This is a genomic window from Kitasatospora sp. NPDC088160 (assembly GCF_044741445.1).
In the GTDB taxonomy this organism is placed as follows: Bacteria; Actinomycetota; Actinomycetes; order Streptomycetales; family Streptomycetaceae; genus Kitasatospora.
In genome coordinates this window covers 68,551-84,875 of the sequence record NZ_JBIUSS010000021.1, presented here as the reverse complement: position 1 = coordinate 84,875, position 16,325 = coordinate 68,551, and the positions used below count along the sequence as shown (strand labels likewise).

The window sequence follows — 16,325 nt, the reverse complement described above, 5'->3', positions numbered from 1 at the left end:
AACGAGGCACCGCGGCCAGTACGTGGGGACGTTGACGGTGAAGTAGAGAGGCTCGTCGGTCTCGACTTTCCACATGAAGATCACTGACGTGCTGTTCCCGGGCGGTACCTGCCTCGTATCTACCAGAGCCAACCCGCGGCGCCGGGCCGGAAGGCCAGGAGTGGCAGGTAGGGGTGCAACTGCCAAGTCGGCAGGCGCACCCCTACCCGTCTGTCGGCTCAGAGTCCAGGTGCCCGAAGGGGCGGTTCGGTTACGTGGTCGTACTCGCCAGCAACCACAACGGCGATGAAGCGGATGAACGCCTGCTGGGTGAAGGTGAGCACCGGGCCATCCGGATTTTTCGAGTCTCGGACATATCGCTGATAGCCGCGTGTAGCGACCTCAACGCAGTTTCCTCCGCCGCCGCTGTGGCTGGACTTCGTCCAGGTCAGACCGCGCAGGTCGAGCAAGGCGCAGGATGGGGACGATGGAGCGGCGAAGGTCACTTGCGGTCCTTGATCAACTGAGCGAGGTGGTCTTGTGTGGCGGAGGGGCTGAGAGCGTGTGAGGCGGTCACGGAGAAGGCAGCCTGGTAGCGCTCGACTGCCGCATCGGGGAGGCGGATGCTTCGGTCCATGAGCTCGACCCAGGCGGAGGTGCGGCCTACGGGCGGCACCATGAGGACGAATGGCGCGGCAAGTGCAGGATTGTAGGAAAGGCCCGCCGGAAGCACGCGTATGCGCATGCCAGGCTGTTGCGATCCTTCGAGTAGCCGTTCGAGCTGCAGGATCGCGGAACCGGCCGAGAGCCCGGGAAGGTCGAGGACTGTTGATCCGAGCAGGATTTCCTGGTCGGCTTCGAGAGTCTCGGCCTGACGGCGCATCCGGAGATCGACCAGTCCTGTGACCGCCTCGGCAGACAGGTCCGGGCGGAGGCCGGCGATGACGGCAGCGGCAACTTCCTCGGTCTGCAAGCGGCCAGGAGGCAGGTGGGGTTCCACAGAGCGGATCAGCCGGGCTTCCTGTTCCTCGGCGAGGTACTGGCCGAAGTCCTCAGGCACGGTGAAGCCCCGTCGCCACCACGAGGGCTTGGCCTCGGTCTTCGCGTCTGCCTCCCAGAAGGCGACAGCAGCCCGGTGTCCGGATTCGTCAGCGCCGTACAGGTCGAGCAGCGTCTTGACGATCAGCAGCTCGACCTTGCGACGCCCGTTCTCGTACCGACTGAGGGTGCCTGGGTCGATTCCTGTGGCCTCGGCAACCTGGACCCCGGTCATGCCCCGCCGGATGCGCAGGCGGCGCAGCAGCTCGCCGAGTTCCTTACGGGCAGCCGAGGTTGTGGTCTGTCTGGTGGGCATGGCATCAGTCTTCCCGGGCTTGCCCTACATGGACAAGCGGCCTGGGGGCAATTTGCGCCATCAATTTGGTGAAACGCATTGCTGCGCGCCGATCTGACGGACATTCTGGTGTCCGACGAGGCGTGCCCGTGCGGTTGCCGCGTGCTCGATCAACGTGGGTCACGTTGGGTTCTCCGGGCGTTCTCGATGGCCCGCCAGCATCTAGGAGAAGGTCATGGGTGAACTGATCCCCAGATTCCGGCTTCTCGTCAAGGAGCGGGGGCTGGAGCCCTTCGAGAAGTTCGACGCCCACTTCGCCAGGGCTGCCGGCCTTGCGGCCGAGAGAGAGGGGCGGCCATCGTTGGCCACGGCCACGGCCAGTCGCAAGACTTTCGACCGATGGATGCAGGCTGGGGTTCGCAGTGCCCCGACCATCGCACTCGGTCTGGTCCTCAAGCACCTGTTCAACATGTCCGTCGACAAGATCTTCGAGATGGTCGCCCCGGACTCCCTCGGGCTCCCCCTTGCCGGCTCCGGCGAAACTCTGCCTGATGTCGGCCTGCCTGTCCTGGAGTTCGACGATCCTCAGCATGTTCGGGAGCAGACCCGGCTCCTGACAGCCTCCAACACGGACCCCGCCATCCTCGCGATGGCCGCAGGCGCGATCACGGGGATCGTGGAGCGTTACGAGCGTCTGGGGCCGCACCAGCTGGTCGGTGAGGCCAAACTGCTGCGCAGCATGCTCCATACCCTGTTGGCCGGGCACCAGCCTCCCCGGGTCAAAACCGAGCTGTTTCGCCTCGCCGGCCGGGTTTCCGGCCTCCTCGGCTATATGGCGACCAACGCCGACCGGCCGACGGAGGCCCAGGCATACAGCACCGAGGCGCTGGAGCTCGCCGACCAGATCGGTGACCGCGACCTGCAGATGTGGGCCTTCGGCACGCGGTCCCTCGGGTACTACTACCAGGGGGAGTACGACCTGGCCGACGAAGCGGCGGTCGCCGGGGTCGCGATCGCTCCAGGCAGCCCCCAGGCGATCCGCCTGCTGATCAACGGCCGGGCCCGGGCCCTCGCCCGGGCCGGACGCCACCAGTTGGCGCTCGAAGCCATCGACCAGGGCCTGGACCTCCTGGACCGCCACAACGTCCCTCCCGGGCTGACTCCGTGCATCGCGTTCGAGCCGTACTCAGCCGCCCGGGCGCTGGCCAACGTGGTGACCGCCCAGTTGGCGATCGGGGATACCGAACAGGTTCTCAACCGGGGCCGGGACCTCGAGCCGATGCTGGCCAGTTCGGACTCCGGTTGGAGCCGCGCGCTGGTGGGCCTGGACATCGCCACGGCCCTGCTCCAGCAGCCGAAGCCGGACCTCGAGATGGCGATGTACCGCGGAGAGCAGGCGCTGGGCTCGGGCACCACGCCCCCGATCCGCTCCGTGTGGCTGCGCGGCTTCGAGCTCTACGAACGCACCGAACGCTGGAGGGATGAACCCGTCGTCGGCGACTACGCGGAGCGTCTTCGAGCCTGGCGCGCCAGCCCGTCCGCCGGTACGGTCGCCGGGAGCACCCGGGCCCCGGGCGCCGCCTGAGTCGCCGAAGGAAGCGATCATGGCCCTGCTGCCTGACTCCGCGGCGTTCCCCTGCGCGCCGCCGACGGACCTCGCCGATGCGAACGCCATCGTGCGCACCGACTGGGATGCCTACGCTGGGCTCGACCGTCTCGTGAACCACTGGGAGCGGCCGGGCTGGGACGACGGCACCCGTCGCCTGTACTGGATGCTGACCTTCGGCGACAACCGCGATCTGGCCGAGCGGGCGGTGCAGTGCCAGCAAGCTCTTGAGCACCTGGCCCTCGACCTCACGCCGGCCGAGGGCCTGCACCTCACCGTTCTGCGTATCGGCAACACCGCCGACGTGCCGACAGGTACCGTCGACGCGCTGGCGCGCCAGGTGGAGTGCCTGGAGCTGCCTCGCCTGGCCTTGGCCGCACATCCGCTCAGTGGCTCACGCGGAGCGGTCCGATTCTCGGTCTCCCCCTGGACCGGCCTGGTCCACCTGCACCAGCAGCTTACCTCCGCAGGGCGCAGCCTCGGGGTGCCCGGGGGAACGGAGACCGGTCGGTTCCGGCCACACCTCGGAATCGGGTACAACCCTGTAGCCCGACCTGCCCGGCCGCTCATCGACGCCGTCGAACCACTGCGCGTACTCGCGCCCGTGGCGCTGGACGTCGGTGCTCTCGACCTCGTCGAACTGCGCCGTCACGGTCGGCAGTACCACTGGCGAACTCTCAGGCGTGTTGCCCTGGTCTGATGGGTGGGATGCGTCAGCCCACCGGCCGTTCCGCATGCCGGCGTTCCGGCAGGGCGGGCTACCCAGCGGCCGTGGACTGCCGTACGACCTCGGGTCGCGTCAACTGGAGCTCTTCGCGCAGCGTGGCATATGCGGCCTCGACAGCCGCCTCGTCCTCAGGCGACAAGTCCAGGCCGAGGCAACCGTAGTTCAGCATGACGTGATCGGCACGCCCGAACCCGGCCACCACGGCCGTGCCCCGCCCGCGGGACAGGCAGTACCGCAGCGCGGCCTGACCGAGAACCGCCGGGTGGCCCCCGAGACGTTCACGCAGCGGGGCGAGCACGCGAGCGATGACGTTCCTCGTCTCGTTCCTCGGCGCCGGCAAACGGTTTCTGCAGGAAACGGCCCCCGCAAGGAGCCCGCCGGCCAGCGGTGAGGTGAGAAGCACCCCGGTGTCACTGTCGGCGAGACGGGAGATCAGCTCGCCCTTTCCACCCCCTGGTAGGAGCGCGAGCGGCGTCAGCGCGTTGAAGGGAAGCATGACGACGTCAGGCTGGATCAGGGCGAACAGCTCATCGAAGCGCGCGTGGCCGCCTGCGCTAGGCGTGGCGGCAGGGCCCGACGATGGTCCGACCAGGCCGATTGCCCCGATCGTCCCGAAGTCCTTCATAGCTCGCAGGACCTCGACGGCCGGGCCCAGGTAGCGGTCGCCCGGCCCGAAGTCATGGGAGGGCAGAGCGAACAAGTCGAGTTGCTCGACGTTCAGGTTCTCCAAGCTCTGTTCGAGCTGATGCCTCAGGTGAGGTCCTGCGTAGGGATGGGGCGCCGTCCCTCGGTGCCCAACCTTGCTGCTGATCTTGAGCGTGACTCCCTGCCTCCCGTACTCCCCGACCACTTGACCGAGCAGGCGCTCCGCGCGTCCGTCCCCGTACGTGTCGGCGACGTCGAAGAGGTTGGCGCCGTGCTCGACGGCGCTCCGCATGCCGTCGAGCCACTCGCTGTCGGGAACCGCGTGAGGTGTCATATCTGAGCCGATGGACCGGCAGCCCAGGCCGAGGGGGTGGACGGCAAGGCCAGGTGCAAGACGTCGCGGCGCCAGATCCAGGCAGACCGGCTGGGCGAGCGCATCAAGCAGGGGGCCGCCGTCCTGGAAGTGCCGGTCGGGCGCGGACGCCCGCGTCACCGGGTGAAGCAGGCGCTCAGGATAGCCAGATCGCGGACCCTCGCCGTCCACCGAGATCTCCTCCATCGATTCCTTGATCCGCTGGCAGCCGCCTACTTGGGCCAGTTGCCGTGGCAAGGGCCCCGCGCCCGCAGCAAGCGATCCGATGGCACCCAGGGTCCTACGGTGCCTGCTGCCAGCTGGGCACCACCAGGCCGTTGGGTGGCCATCTGGTGGACATCTCCGCCTGCAGCCAGCCATGTACAGAATCCTAAACTGGGACAAATAACTCTCATTGATGACGATCTCTGGCGTTCGCAGCCCGAAGATGGCCGTCAGATGGCCGCCCAACAGCCTGGTGATGTCCGCCCAGCTGGGGCCACGGTTGGTTCGTTCTCCGAAGCCGCCAGCAGCGGGCCTCGACGGCCGACCCCCGGGGGTGAGTCCCACATGTCCCTACCGCCCGCACGAGGCGGGGACGGCCGGCACCCCCTTGGGCAACACGCGTTGGCGAAACCTGTGCTGCCCAAGGGACTTGGGTGCGGCCGCCGCACCGGCTGGACCCTCAAGGACCTCCGACTTGACTGCCACCAACGCTCCCTCCATCCCCACTTCAGAAGGCGTGCACCAGTGACCGCTCCTGCCCTTCCCGCCCAAGCCCAGTTCACCTCGGGCGGTGCCGACCAGCTCAGCCCCACCGGCTCCCGGACGGCGCCGGACGCCTTCGGTCTACAGCCCAGCTGGGTACCGACGGCGGGCACCGCCTCATGGCGTGTCGACGTCGGCCGCTATTTCGAGGCGGTGCGGTGCGGAGCCGAGGCCGGCGCGCTGATCACCGCTCGACTCGGCAGGACCTGCGGTCCGGTGATCGCCAGTCCCGCCGCCAACTTCTACGACTTCCTGCTGGCCCAGGGCACGCGGGTTGACAGCGACATTCCGAAGGCGTGGCAGCTGCCGACGGGTACGCCGATCAGGGTTCCGCCGCTGACCGACGCCTCGGGCCGGTTCCTGCACTGGGTCGTACCGCCCGGGGGCACCACCACGGCCGAGGGCCTGTACGCGGCGGCGGTCGCCGCCTTCGGCCGACCGGAGCGCCCCACCTGGCAGGAGCCCGTCCGGCGGCGTCGCCGCTCTCACCACCACGGTTGACCAGCCCACCTGTCCCATCTCGCCTCGTCCATCAATCCGAAGGAGTCCCGCCGTGTACCCCCACGTCCCGGTCGTTCCCCGCGAAGGTACGGCCTCCGCCACCTCCTCCAAGCAGGACGCCGAGATCGCGTTCGCCGCGCTCGAACAGGGCTGGGCGCTGCACGCAAGCGGCCCCTTGACCTTCCACGAGGTTCACCGCCTCCCGGCCCGCCTCACCGTGGCAGGGCGTGCCGCATGATCACCACGGCCCATGAGATGGCGCAGCCGGACGCCGTGGAGGAGTTCGACGGGATCGAGCTGAATCTCCATCGGCCGCAGTCCGCGCGGGTCGAGGACTACCTGCTGGGCGGGATCGGTAATTTTCCAGCGGATCGGGAGGAGGTCGGCCTGCTGTGGGGTTGGGAGCCCGGGGCTCGGCGGGCCGCGCTGCAGCGTAAAGCCTTCCGGAAGGCGGTGCTGGCCTGGATCGGGAGCTGTGGTCCGATGCAGATCCTCGATCTCGGGTGTGGGTTGCCGTTGCCGCACTGGTGGGGCAGGGCAATGCCGGGATCGGTCCATCACCGACTGCTTGGCGAGGTCCACGAGCTGGCGGCACCTGGTTCGAGGGTGGTCTACGTCGATCGGGACCCGATCGTGATGTCGCACGCCCGTGCCCTGCTGAGGGGGAATGGCACGTCGGAGGTCCGGCATGTGCGTGCCGATCTCGCCGAGGTGGGGGCGGCGCTGGGCAGTGGGCTGATTTCGTCGGGTGAGCCGGTCGCGCTGACGCTGTTCGACGTGCTGCACGAGGTCGAGGACGCGCGCCGGGTGGTGGCCGCGTACACGGAGGTCGCGGCGCCGGGGAGCCTGCTGGCGATCAGTCACCGGAGTCTGGACCACGTCAGGGTCAGCCGGCGCGTTCTGGGACGTACCGCGATGCAGCTGCCGTTCTTCGCGCGGTCCCGGGAGGAGTTCACTGCGCTGTTCGACGGCTGGGAGCTGCTGGGGCCCGGTGTCGTCCCCGTTCAGCGGTGGTCCGCCTCGCGGGCGCCGGGCAACCTGCGGCTGGCTCGGGCGGCGGGTGCCTACGGCGCGGTCGCGCGGAAGCGGTAGGCGCCTCATGCAACGAGCGAGTGCGGTTGTGTCGCTTTCGGCCCGGCCGGTGTGGCTGCCGGCGCACGTCGTCGGTCTCCTGTGCGGCCGGGTGTTCGAGGTCCTGCGGATCGACGACGGGCCCGCCACAGCGGTGCTGGCGGCAATCGGCCCAGACTGCGGGCCGGTGATCGCGACCAGGCTCGGTTACCACGACCTCCTGCTGCCGCCCGGCGAGTTCCTCCGCCAGCGTGTGCCCCGGGCACCCGGCGTTCGCCCGATGCCCCCGGAGGCACGCGTCCACATTCCGCCGCTGACGGCCTCGCCGCACGAGGGCATCCACTGGCTGGTGCCGCCGGGAGCCGGGACCACCGACCTGGCCGGCCGGCTCGCACGAGCGGAGTTGCCCGCGATGGTCCGCGTGGGCGCTGGGCGGGCCGTGGTCGCGCTGGCCGCCCTGCCGATGCCGGTGGTGGCCTGATGGGACGCGCTCCGCTGCCTGTGGACCAGGCCCCCGTGCCGTACGTGACGATCCGCCACGGCGAATCCCCGGAAAGGCCTCCGGTCGTCTACACGACCAACGGCCACGGGGTTTCGGTCGGGATCGGCTACGCCGAGGAGCGGGACGAGGACCGCGATCGTCGCAGCGTCCTGTGGGAGCGGCTCACCGCGAACCCCGACGGTGCGCCCCGGTACCGCTACACCCACGCGAGGCGGCAGGGCGAATGCCTGGACGACCTGCGCTGCCAGGTGACCTACGCCGACGCGGACGAGAACAAGCTGGGGGTGCTCTTCCTTCTGGAAGACGCCCGGTCCCGCGCGGACATACCGGCTGGCTGGCCGGAGGGCGTCAGGACGCTGCACCCGCCGCTGTCGCTGGAGGGCGCGGCCTACTCCGTGCTGGCGTGCCGTCACCTGGCCGAGGGCTGGGCCGCGGTGCGGGTCACCGACCCGGACGTCGAGTTCGGGTACCGCGGCACCCTCTACCGGCCCTCCCCGGACGGTCCGATTCCCTTCCGGAGCGCCGCCATCGCCTACGACGACCCGCTGGTGGGCTGGCTGGTCGCCTCCGCCCAGGAAGCCGTCCTGCACGGCTGCACGATCGTCGACCTCGCCGCCGACCTTGAACAGGCCGGCCACACCGATCTCGCCCGTCAGGTCGCCGCCGCCTACCCCCAGCAGCCCCGCCCGCGTGCGTCCGTCTCCCGCTGACTACTCCCCTGGAGCTCCACCGTGCCGTGCGACCTGGTCACCTCGACCGCCCCGCCGTACACCGGATCCCCCACCGATCCGGTGCGGATGCCCGCGCCGCTGCCCGCCGCGGACCCGGGCACCGTCACCGGACGGCAGAGTGTCGAGGCGACGCTCGATGCGTGACATTGCCGGCCTTCCGGGCCCGGAACCCCTGGGCCACGGTGGCCGAGCGGCGGGCGCCGTCCTGCTCGGGCTGTGCCTGCGAACCGCCCGCGCCGACCGGATGCTGCGCCACGGCGCGACCACGGCCGGCTGCTCGGCTGACTACCTTCGGCGCGTCGAGACCGGCCTGGCTGTCCCCAGCCCGAGCCAGACCGCTGGACTGCTCGCGGCCTACGCAACCCCGGAGACGAGCGACCACTGGCCGGGCCTGATCGCTATCGCCGCGCAGCTGACGGCGTATCCGGAAAACTGCGCGGCCTTCGCGGACTGCCAACCCGGATGGGCAGGGCGCCTGATGCTGGTCGCCGGCACAGCCGAGCGGGTGCGGGCGAGTGCCGCCCTGGTCGTCCCGATCGGGCTGCGCACCCGCACCTACGGCGCCGCCGTCATCCAGTTCATGGACGAGGTAAGCCCTGCGGATCGCACCGCCCTGACCACACCGCTGTCGCGCACCGCTCTCACGGACGGTCCGCCGTGGACGGTGGTCCTCGGCGAAGCCGTCCTGCGCCAGGGCGCCAGTCCCGGCCTGGCAAGGCAGATCCGGCACCTGGTCCATCTCGCCGAGAGCACCGAGGTGCGGGTCCAGGTCGCGACAGCCGCCAGCGGCGGCCATCCCACCACCGAACTGGTCGAACTCCTCCTTTCCGGCCCGGCCGGCATCGTGCTGGTCGTCGAGGTCAAGCACCACGGAGCGCACTACCGCATCGGCGGATCGGACTCAGCCGAAGAACTCCGCCGTCTCGTCGACCGCTGCGCGACCCGGGCACTGGACCCGCAACCGAGCCTGAGCATGCTGCGGCGTACGGCCTCCGAGCTCACCGCCGCGGCGAGCATCCGCCCCGCGTGGTGACCACGGCAATCCCCGTCCATCCCCGGTAGCCGTCGCCCACGTCGGCGCCCGGCCACCACCGACCCTCACCAGGACACCGCCCATGAACCGCATCCCACCCACCCCGGTCGCCGACGCACGACCGGTCACCGACGGACAGGTCGCCCGAGCACCCCGGGGCGTCATGGCCGAGCGGAATCGGGCAGGTGCGCGATGAGCACTGCCATGGCCCGCCCGGCCGGTGTGCCCGCTCCGCTCGACGACGCCGCGTCACAGGCCTGGGCACGGCGCATGGCGGGACCACTGACCGCCGAGGAGATCGCCGAACAGCTCGCCTGCAACGTCGTGGAGGTGACGGGCGCTGTGACCCGCCTGCGCAGGGCGGCCGACGTCCGGTCCCGGACCGCACTGGTCGCCGCCCACACCCTGGCGGGCCACCTGACGGCGCACAACCTCGGCGCACCAGGCCACGACACCATCGGGGACCTCGGTCCCGAGCAACTGTTGCTGCTGCGCCTGTCTGCGGGCCACAGCACCGGCGACATCGCGGCCGAGCTAGGCAACTCCCGAGCCACTGTCAGCAACTACCGCGCCAACCTGCTGGTCAGCACCGGTCTCGCCAGCATCCACCAGGCCGTCGGCCTGGGTTGTCTGGCCGGGATCGTGCGCCCGGCCGACGTGTACCCCGACCGCGAGTACAACACCACCGCGCCGCTGCCCGCGCACCTGGCGACCGTTGTCGACCGTGCCCGGCGCGCGCTGGCGGACACGGGCCGGGCGCTGGTGGTGGCACCGCGCGCCGAACAGGCCGGGCTCGCCCGCGCCGTCACCGACCGCGAAGCCGACGCCGGCACGCGGGTCCTGGCCGTCACCCCGTACGGCGAGCACTGGACCAGCGACGTGGCGACGCTGGCCGCGACGCGCCGCGAGGCGGGGCACGTCGCCGTCATCCTGACACGCTCTGAAGCCGAGCGGCCGGGCCGCCCGCCCACGCCGCCGGGAGTTCCCGTCGCCACCAGCCTGCGGGGAATGCGCCGTCTGGTGGGCACGACCCTGCCCGCCACCGTCATCACGACACCCGCGGGCCTGGAGATCCTGGCCGCCGCCCACACGCACCACCCCTTCGATCTCTCGATCGCGCTCGACGATCACCTGCCACAGGTAGGGGAGCGGGTCGGCCGCCACCCGAGTTGCCCACCGGTGCGCGCCGTGCTCCGGCTGACGTCCACACCGCGCCTCACAGCCACCGGCCGCACGCGCCACGAAGGCTGCGATCCGTACACCACGGGCCCCATCACCGCGAACCTGATGCCATGTCAGGCCGTCGAGGCGGGGCGGATGCGTCCCTACCGGCTCGCGGCCGCGGCGGCACCGGGCCTGCGGGGCGAGGGCCTAGGCGACTTGGTCCTCGCCCTGGCGAGTGCCCACCACCTGGCGCGGGTGGTCGTCCACGGCGCGACCGATCGGGACGCCGCACGGCTCGCCAAGGCGATCACCGACGGCGACGGCGGGGTCCAGATCGACGTCCTACCCGCCGGCCATGACCCGGAACACAACACGGTGGTGTCGCGCTTTCGGCACGGTCCGCACCAGCTGCGGGTGCTGGTGACCGGCGGCCGGCTGCCCGCAGGCCTGGACGCGGACGCCCTCATCCACACCACCGGTGAGCTGCCCGCAGCCCGGACCGCCGCCGCCATCGAGGCCGCGCTCACCCCCGTCGGCCCGGGCAGGCAGCGCCCGCTGCTGCTCATCGCCGCCGACAGCACCGCACACGGCCGCTGGGGGACCCTGTCCACGCTCACCGCCGCCCTCGCCGCCCTCGACCCGGACCTGAAGAAGGACCTGCGTCGCGCCCGCGCCACCGGCGGCGGCTGGCCTGGCCTGGAGCTGGCGCTGCCGCTGCCTGCCGGCGCCGATGAGCAGCGTGCCCGGGCGGTCTGCGCGTGGGCGGACACCACCGTGGCCGAGGAGATGCGCGACACCGCCGAGCGTGCCCGTGCCACCGACACCCTCCACCCTGACCTTCTGTCTCCCACGGGCCTGCGGCTCAGTGCCTGGCAGGCCGTGCGGCGGCACGGTCTGCCGTCCGCACCGGCCGCAGGCCCGCCAGCCCGCCAGCCCGCCAGCGCCTGACCTGGCCCTCGCCCTCCACCTCACGGGACACCGTATGAACCACACCGTCATCCCCGACGCTTCCCTGCCGCGAGCCGGCGGCGGCAGCGTGATCCCGCTGGGACTGCACACCACCGACTACTACGCCTTATGGATCAGCACGGTGCTGCCCACCGTGCCGGATGCCGAACGCGTGGCCCTCGCCGCCCTCGCGACCACGGTGCCGACGATCGAGATCACCACCACTGCCAGGAGCCTGCTGGTGGTCGACATCGCCGCCGACGGCGTCCGCTACCGCACCGGCGCCGCCGCAGCGGATGCCGGGCTCGCCCTGGACACCCGCGCCCACCGCGCAGCCTCCGCCCAGACGAGCATCAGCCAAGTACGTATCGCGGCGCAGTGGATGCACGTCCGCACCACCCCCCGCCGCGTGAGGTCCCAGCGACCGGGAGGAACCCGGTGACCGCGGTACAGACCGCATCCGCGTACCCGGCCCACCACCGGGCCGAGGTACCGCAGACGCCGGCCAGGACCGGGAGGGCCGCGCGGCTGCTGATGACCGGGCCGCGCCCCGCACTCACCGTCCAGGCCCGGCACGCCGTCGGCGCCGCCGCCCGTGCACTGGTGATCCTGCAAGGTGGCGACATCGCCCACGTGCTCTCCCATTGGCAGCCCTCCGCGGCGCCCGGTGCCCGGCTGGTCGGGGTCCACGGGTTCGGCGAGCGCGTCGCAGTCGGTCGTGCCCCGGCCGGCAGCACGCTGCACGGCGACCCCATCGCCGTGGCGCGCGAACTCCGGGACCCGGGGCCGGTGTTGGCCGTGGCCACGCTCGCGGGCGCCGAGGTCGTCGCCGACGCGCACCGCGCGCACCGGCTCGGGCCCTGGCAGCTGCTGCTGGTCGAAGACGTCCTGGCACTCCAGGCGGCCGGCACCGCAGCCGGTGACCTGCTGTCGGATGCCGCGGTCCCGGCCGCACGACGCCTGCTGCAGACCACCGCCACCGCGATGGTCGACCAGGCCGGCCAGCTGTGGACCGCCCGCCCCGGCCCCCGGTACGGCCGGCTGCACGAGCTGGGCCCGGCCACCGCCCGCGGCTGGCGCCTGGAGCTGCCGCTCGACGCCCCGGCACGGCCCACCGGCGGAACCGCGCGCCTGGACGCCGCCGCCCGCCTGGCCCTCGACGTCGCGGCCCGGCCCGGGATCGGCCGTGTCGTGGTGGTGTGTCCCGACGGCACCACCGCGCGCAGGTTCACCGCCCGGGCCCACGCCCTGCCCGATGCGCCACGCCGACGCGGACCCCGCCCGGTCGTGTGCCTGACCGCTGCCCAGCCCCCGTACGAGCACGCGCAGATCCTCGCGCGCCTGGCCCGCGACAGCCATGCCGTCGTCGCCACCTGCTCGCCCCTGCCGACACCGGTGGACGCGGTGATGCTGCTGGCACCCGGCCGGATGCCGTGGACCGTACTCGCCGCGCTCGAACGCGGCCTCGCACACCCGGGACCCGACCTGCTCGTACTGACCGGCCCCCTCGAACTCGCCGCCGCCGGCCGCCGCGACCCCCACACCGACCTCGCCGACGCCGCCGCCGTACTCGGCGTCCTCGCCGCCCTCGACCCCTCGTTGCGCCGGGCCCTGGCCCACTCCCCTGGTGCGCGCACCGGCGATCCGTGGACGGCGGGCGGCGCCTTGGACCGGGTCGTCCTGCCCGACGGACTGTCCCCCGGCCTGCGCCGCACGGCCGCCCGCGTGCTGCTCGAAGCTGACACCCCCCGCACCGCCCCCACCTGCCGCACCACCTGACCACCCACCACGGCCAGGACCCCCGGCCGCCCCGCTCCCACCCACGTAAGGACGCCCGTGCACGCCCACGCCCACGCCTACCCGCCCGCACGCCGGATCGAAGACCACGCCCTGATCGGCAACACGCAGACCGCCGCCCTCGTCCACCGGGACGGAACCGTCGACTGGATGTGCGCCCCACGATTCGACTCGCCGGCCGTGTTCGCCGGCCTGCTCGGCACCGACGAACACGGCTCCTGGCACCTGGCCCCCGCCACCGACCGCCCGCGCCCGGCCGACCGCCGCCGCTACCGGGGCGACTCTCTGATCCTGGAACAGGAGTGGGACACCCCCGGCGGCACCGTCCGGGTGACCGACTTCATGCCCGCCGCCGCCCGTGTCGGCGCCGACCCGGTGCCCCGCATCGTCCGCATCGTCGAAGGCCTGACCGGCACCGTGCGGGTGCGCTCCACCCTGCGGCCCCGCTTCGGCTACGGCCGCACCCGGCCCGCCCTCGACCGCCCGGACACCGAACCCGGCATCACGCACCGCCTGGCCGCGGTCGCCGGTCCCGACGCGATATGGCTGGACAGCGCCCACTACCACGCCGACACGGACGCCACCCTCACCGCCGAGTTCACCGTCACCGCCGGCGAATGGACCGCGTTCGTCCTCACCTACCGCGAGTCCCACCGCGGCGCCCCACCCATCGTCGGCCCCGACCACGAACTCGCCCGCACCACCGACTTCTGGCGCGACTGGGCCGCCCAGTGCACCTACCAGGGCCCCTACCGCGAGGCCGTGATCCGCTCCCTGATCACCCTCAAGGGCCTCACCTACGCCCCCACCGGCGGCATCGTCGCCGCCCCCACCACCTCGCTGCCCGAGGACATCGGCGGTGAGCGCAACTGGGACTACCGCTACACCTGGCTGCGCGACGCCGCGATCACCCTCTCCTCGCTGCTGCGCACCGGCTACCGCGACGAGGCCAAGGCCTGGCGCGAGTGGCTGCTGCGCGCCGTCGCCGGCGACCCGGAGAACCTCCAGATCATGTACGGCATCGCCGGCGAGCGCGAGCTCACCGAGTCCTCGCTGGACTGGCTGCCCGGCTACGAGGGCTCCCAGCCCGTCCGGGTCGGCAACGGCGCGGCCGGCCAGCTCCAGCTGGACGTCTACGGCGAGGTCGTCGAGGCCCTGCACCTGGCCCACATGACCGGCCTGGTCCGCAACGACCACGCCCACCACCTCCAGCTGCGCCTGATCGAGTACCTGGAGGACCACTGGCAGGAGCCGGACGAGGGCATCTGGGAGGTCCGCGGCCCGCGCCGGCACTTCGTCCACTCCAAGGTGATGGCCTGGGTCGCCGTCGACCGGACGATCAAGCTGCTGGAGCAGACCCCCGAGGACGCCCCCTCCGACGGCCACCTGGAGCGCTGGCGCGAGCTGCGCGAGACCATCCACCGGGACGTCTGCGAGAAGGGCTACGACCCGGAACGCAACACCTTCACCCAGTACTACGGCGGCAAGGAGCTGGACGCCTCGCTGCTGCTCATCCCCCAGGTCGGCTTCCTGCCGCCGGACGACAAGCGCGTCATCGGCACCATCGAGGCGATCCAGCGCGAGCTGTCCACCGAGGACGGCTTCGTGCTGCGCTACCCGACCCACGACGAGAGCGGCAACAACGTCGACGGCCTCTCCGGCCACGAGGGCGCCTTCCTGGCCTGCTCGTTCTGGCTGGCCGACGACCTCGCCATGATCGGCCGGGTGCAGGAGGCGCGCGAGCTGTTCGACCGGCTGCTCGCGCTGCGCAACGACCTCGGCCTGCTCGCCGAGGAGTGGGACCCGCGGCTCAAGCGCCAGGTCGGCAACTTCCCGCAGGCCTTCAGCCACGTCCCGCTGATCGACACCGCACTGCGGCTGACCGCCTGCGGCGGCGCCTACCTGTCCACCCAGCCGGACGGCCCGGACACGCTCCCGGTCCCCGGTCAGCGCACCGCCACCGAACCGGCCGCACCGGATGCCGTGTCCGGGAGCCGCTCGTGACCCGCACCGGCCGCACGACCGCCCCGGCCACGGGCTGGCCGACGGGCAGCAGTACGGCGGCCCAGGCCGAACCGGACCGCGAGGACACCGAGCGCGAACGCATCCTGGCGCTGCTGGACCGGGCTTCCTACGCCGGGATCCGGGACGTCCTGGCAGGCGGGCACGACGCCAACCTCTCCAGCTGCACGGCCGCAGGAAGGCTGCTCGGCCTGCTGCCGGACATGCCCTACCGGGTCCAGGACGCCCTCGCGTTCGCCGAACACGCCGTCACCGTGCTCGTACGCGACCTCGGGGTGCGGCAGATCATCCACACCGACCACGGCTTCCCGCACTACGCACCCCGGCGCAACGTCCACGAGATCGCACAGACCATCGACCCGGCCTGCCGCACGGTGTACGCGGACGCCGACCCCGTCGTGCACGCCCACGCCCGCTGCGTGCTCACCGGCAGCGACCGCGTGGCCGTCGCCGACATCGGCCTCGCCAGCGGTGTGCACCGCGTCCTGGAACACCCGGCCGTCGCCGCGCGCCTCGACCCGGCCCGGCCGGTGGCCGTGCTGTGCACCGCGGTGGAAGCGGTGCCGGACACGGTGACCAGCGCCCTCACGGCCGACCTCGCCCGGCTCCTGCCCGCCGGCGGGTACCTGGCGGTATGCCAGCTGACCGTCGAGGACACCCACCTCGCCCGACAGGTCGACGAGGTGATGGCCACCGCGCTCGACGGCCGGTGGGACCGCCTGCGCACCCCGGCTCAGACCGCTGGCCTGCTCCGCGACCTGCCCCTCGTCGAGCCGTTGGGCGTCGTCGAGGCACCGCACTACATCCGGTCGTCGTACCGGCCCGCCGGACCGCCCCGGGCAGCGGTGCTCGGCGCGATCGCCCGGATCACGCCGTCCGGCCCGAGCCCCACGGCCAGCCCCCGCGCCGCTCCGGCCGGCGCCGGGGCACCCACACCCGCCGGAGCCGGGCCGATGCCCTGCGGGGCCTGGCCGTTCTCGGATCTGACCTCGTTCCGTCGAATGCGGGAGGCCCGATGAACGCGACGGAAGCCAGCTCGCACGAACGGAGATCGCGGCGGCGCTCACTCGACACCGAATGCCCGGGAGGCCTCCCGGGCCCGTCACCGCATGGCTGTCACCCGATCCCGAGTAGGCCCGGGTACTC

The 16,325-nt window shown here is 72.0% G+C and carries 17 protein-coding genes; 14 read left to right on the top strand and 3 right to left on the bottom strand.

What is annotated here, in order from left to right; genetic code table 11:
• Window positions 1-218: 218 nt before the first annotated feature.
• Together ACIOGZ_RS29660 and ACIOGZ_RS29655 are read right to left on the bottom strand one after the other, a co-directional pair.
• On the bottom strand, window positions 219-485 hold the full coding sequence (locus ACIOGZ_RS29660; RefSeq protein ID WP_363631150.1) for a DUF397 domain-containing protein: 267 nt from the start codon (window positions 483-485) through the stop codon (window positions 219-221).
• Window positions 482-1,333, bottom strand: a complete 852-nt coding sequence (locus ACIOGZ_RS29655; protein WP_363631148.1) for a helix-turn-helix transcriptional regulator — start codon at window positions 1,331-1,333, stop codon at window positions 482-484. The genes ACIOGZ_RS29660 and ACIOGZ_RS29655 overlap by 4 nt, the downstream gene beginning before the upstream one ends.
• Before the next feature lie 214 nt (window positions 1,334-1,547).
• Between ACIOGZ_RS29655 and ACIOGZ_RS29650 the strand changes: the two genes are divergently transcribed.
• Window positions 1,548-2,897 carry a hypothetical protein gene (locus ACIOGZ_RS29650; protein WP_400811266.1) on the top strand — a complete coding sequence of 450 codons (1,350 nt, stop codon included), beginning with the start codon at window positions 1,548-1,550 and terminating at the stop codon, window positions 2,895-2,897.
• A 19-nt stretch (window positions 2,898-2,916) separates the two neighbouring features.
• Window positions 2,917-3,618 (top strand): 2'-5' RNA ligase family protein, encoded by a 702-nt coding sequence (locus tag ACIOGZ_RS29645; RefSeq protein ID WP_363631145.1) that lies wholly within the window; start codon window positions 2,917-2,919, stop codon window positions 3,616-3,618.
• Window positions 3,619-3,676: 58 nt separating this feature from the next.
• Here ACIOGZ_RS29645 and ACIOGZ_RS29640 read toward each other — a convergent pair whose 3' ends face one another.
• Window positions 3,677-4,849, bottom strand: a complete 1,173-nt coding sequence (locus ACIOGZ_RS29640) for an aldo/keto reductase (RefSeq protein ID WP_400988284.1) — start codon at window positions 4,847-4,849, stop codon at window positions 3,677-3,679.
• Between the two features lie 543 nt (window positions 4,850-5,392).
• Between ACIOGZ_RS29640 and ACIOGZ_RS29635 the strand changes: the two genes are divergently transcribed.
• The 12 genes from ACIOGZ_RS29635 to ACIOGZ_RS29580 all read left to right on the top strand — a co-directional run bounded on the left by ACIOGZ_RS29635 (window position 5,393) and on the right by ACIOGZ_RS29580 (window position 16,198).
• The gene (locus tag ACIOGZ_RS29635; protein WP_400811268.1) at window positions 5,393-5,911 is read left to right on the top strand and encodes a hypothetical protein; all 519 of its coding nucleotides are present in this window, start codon (window positions 5,393-5,395) and stop codon (window positions 5,909-5,911) included.
• Between the two features lie 52 nt (window positions 5,912-5,963).
• Window positions 5,964-6,149, top strand: a complete 186-nt coding sequence (locus ACIOGZ_RS29630) for a hypothetical protein (protein ID WP_363631140.1) — start codon at window positions 5,964-5,966, stop codon at window positions 6,147-6,149.
• A complete protein-coding gene (locus tag ACIOGZ_RS29625; protein WP_400988282.1) occupies window positions 6,146-7,003 on the top strand; it encodes an SAM-dependent methyltransferase in 858 nt (285 codons plus the stop codon). The genes ACIOGZ_RS29630 and ACIOGZ_RS29625 overlap by 4 nt, the downstream gene beginning before the upstream one ends.
• Before the next feature lie 28 nt (window positions 7,004-7,031).
• Window positions 7,032-7,463 carry a hypothetical protein gene (locus ACIOGZ_RS29620; RefSeq protein ID WP_400988281.1) on the top strand — a complete coding sequence of 144 codons (432 nt, stop codon included), beginning with the start codon at window positions 7,032-7,034 and terminating at the stop codon, window positions 7,461-7,463.
• Complete coding sequence (locus ACIOGZ_RS29615) at window positions 7,463-8,194, top strand: hypothetical protein (RefSeq protein WP_400988280.1); 732 nt, start codon at window positions 7,463-7,465, stop codon at window positions 8,192-8,194. Before ACIOGZ_RS29620 ends, ACIOGZ_RS29615 begins: the two co-directional genes overlap by 1 nt.
• Before the next feature lie 21 nt (window positions 8,195-8,215).
• Window positions 8,216-8,359 (top strand): hypothetical protein, encoded by a 144-nt coding sequence (locus ACIOGZ_RS29610; RefSeq protein ID WP_363631131.1) that lies wholly within the window; start codon window positions 8,216-8,218, stop codon window positions 8,357-8,359.
• Window positions 8,352-9,248 (top strand): Scr1 family TA system antitoxin-like transcriptional regulator, encoded by an 897-nt coding sequence (locus ACIOGZ_RS29605; protein WP_400988278.1) that lies wholly within the window; start codon window positions 8,352-8,354, stop codon window positions 9,246-9,248. Before ACIOGZ_RS29610 ends, ACIOGZ_RS29605 begins: the two co-directional genes overlap by 8 nt.
• A 192-nt stretch (window positions 9,249-9,440) precedes the next feature.
• Window positions 9,441-11,360 (top strand): hypothetical protein, encoded by a 1,920-nt coding sequence (locus tag ACIOGZ_RS29600; protein ID WP_400988276.1) that lies wholly within the window; start codon window positions 9,441-9,443, stop codon window positions 11,358-11,360.
• A 34-nt stretch (window positions 11,361-11,394) separates the two neighbouring features.
• Entirely contained in the window at window positions 11,395-11,802 is a 408-nt protein-coding gene (locus ACIOGZ_RS29595) for a hypothetical protein (RefSeq protein WP_400988274.1), read from the top strand.
• On the top strand, window positions 11,799-13,139 hold the full coding sequence (locus ACIOGZ_RS29590) for a hypothetical protein (protein ID WP_400988272.1): 1,341 nt from the start codon (window positions 11,799-11,801) through the stop codon (window positions 13,137-13,139). Before ACIOGZ_RS29595 ends, ACIOGZ_RS29590 begins: the two co-directional genes overlap by 4 nt.
• Window positions 13,140-13,196: 57 nt before the next feature.
• Window positions 13,197-15,161, top strand: coding sequence for a glycoside hydrolase family 15 protein (locus tag ACIOGZ_RS29585; RefSeq protein ID WP_400988271.1), 1,965 nt, complete (start codon window positions 13,197-13,199; stop codon window positions 15,159-15,161).
• Window positions 15,158-16,198, top strand: coding sequence for an SAM-dependent methyltransferase (locus ACIOGZ_RS29580; RefSeq protein ID WP_400988268.1), 1,041 nt, complete (start codon window positions 15,158-15,160; stop codon window positions 16,196-16,198). The genes ACIOGZ_RS29585 and ACIOGZ_RS29580 overlap by 4 nt, the downstream gene beginning before the upstream one ends.
• The last annotated feature ends 127 nt before the right edge of the window (window positions 16,199-16,325 follow it).

Coding starts and splice junctions, on each gene's coding strand:
- ACIOGZ_RS29595 (WP_400988274.1), top strand. CDS start 11,395: ATGAACCACACCGTCATCCCCGACGCTTCCCTGCCGCGAGCCGGCGGC.
- ACIOGZ_RS29600 (WP_400988276.1), top strand. CDS start 9,441: ATGAGCACTGCCATGGCCCGCCCGGCCGGTGTGCCCGCTCCGCTCGAC.
- ACIOGZ_RS29645 (WP_363631145.1), top strand. CDS start 2,917: ATGGCCCTGCTGCCTGACTCCGCGGCGTTCCCCTGCGCGCCGCCGACG.
- ACIOGZ_RS29605 (WP_400988278.1), top strand. CDS start 8,352: ATGCGTGACATTGCCGGCCTTCCGGGCCCGGAACCCCTGGGCCACGGT.
- ACIOGZ_RS29615 (WP_400988280.1), top strand. CDS start 7,463: ATGGGACGCGCTCCGCTGCCTGTGGACCAGGCCCCCGTGCCGTACGTG.
- ACIOGZ_RS29655 (WP_363631148.1), bottom strand. CDS start 1,333: ATGCCCACCAGACAGACCACAACCTCGGCTGCCCGTAAGGAACTCGGC.
- ACIOGZ_RS29640 (WP_400988284.1), bottom strand. CDS start 4,849: ATGGAGGAGATCTCGGTGGACGGCGAGGGTCCGCGATCTGGCTATCCT.
- ACIOGZ_RS29625 (WP_400988282.1), top strand. CDS start 6,146: ATGATCACCACGGCCCATGAGATGGCGCAGCCGGACGCCGTGGAGGAG.
- ACIOGZ_RS29650 (WP_400811266.1), top strand. CDS start 1,548: ATGGGTGAACTGATCCCCAGATTCCGGCTTCTCGTCAAGGAGCGGGGG.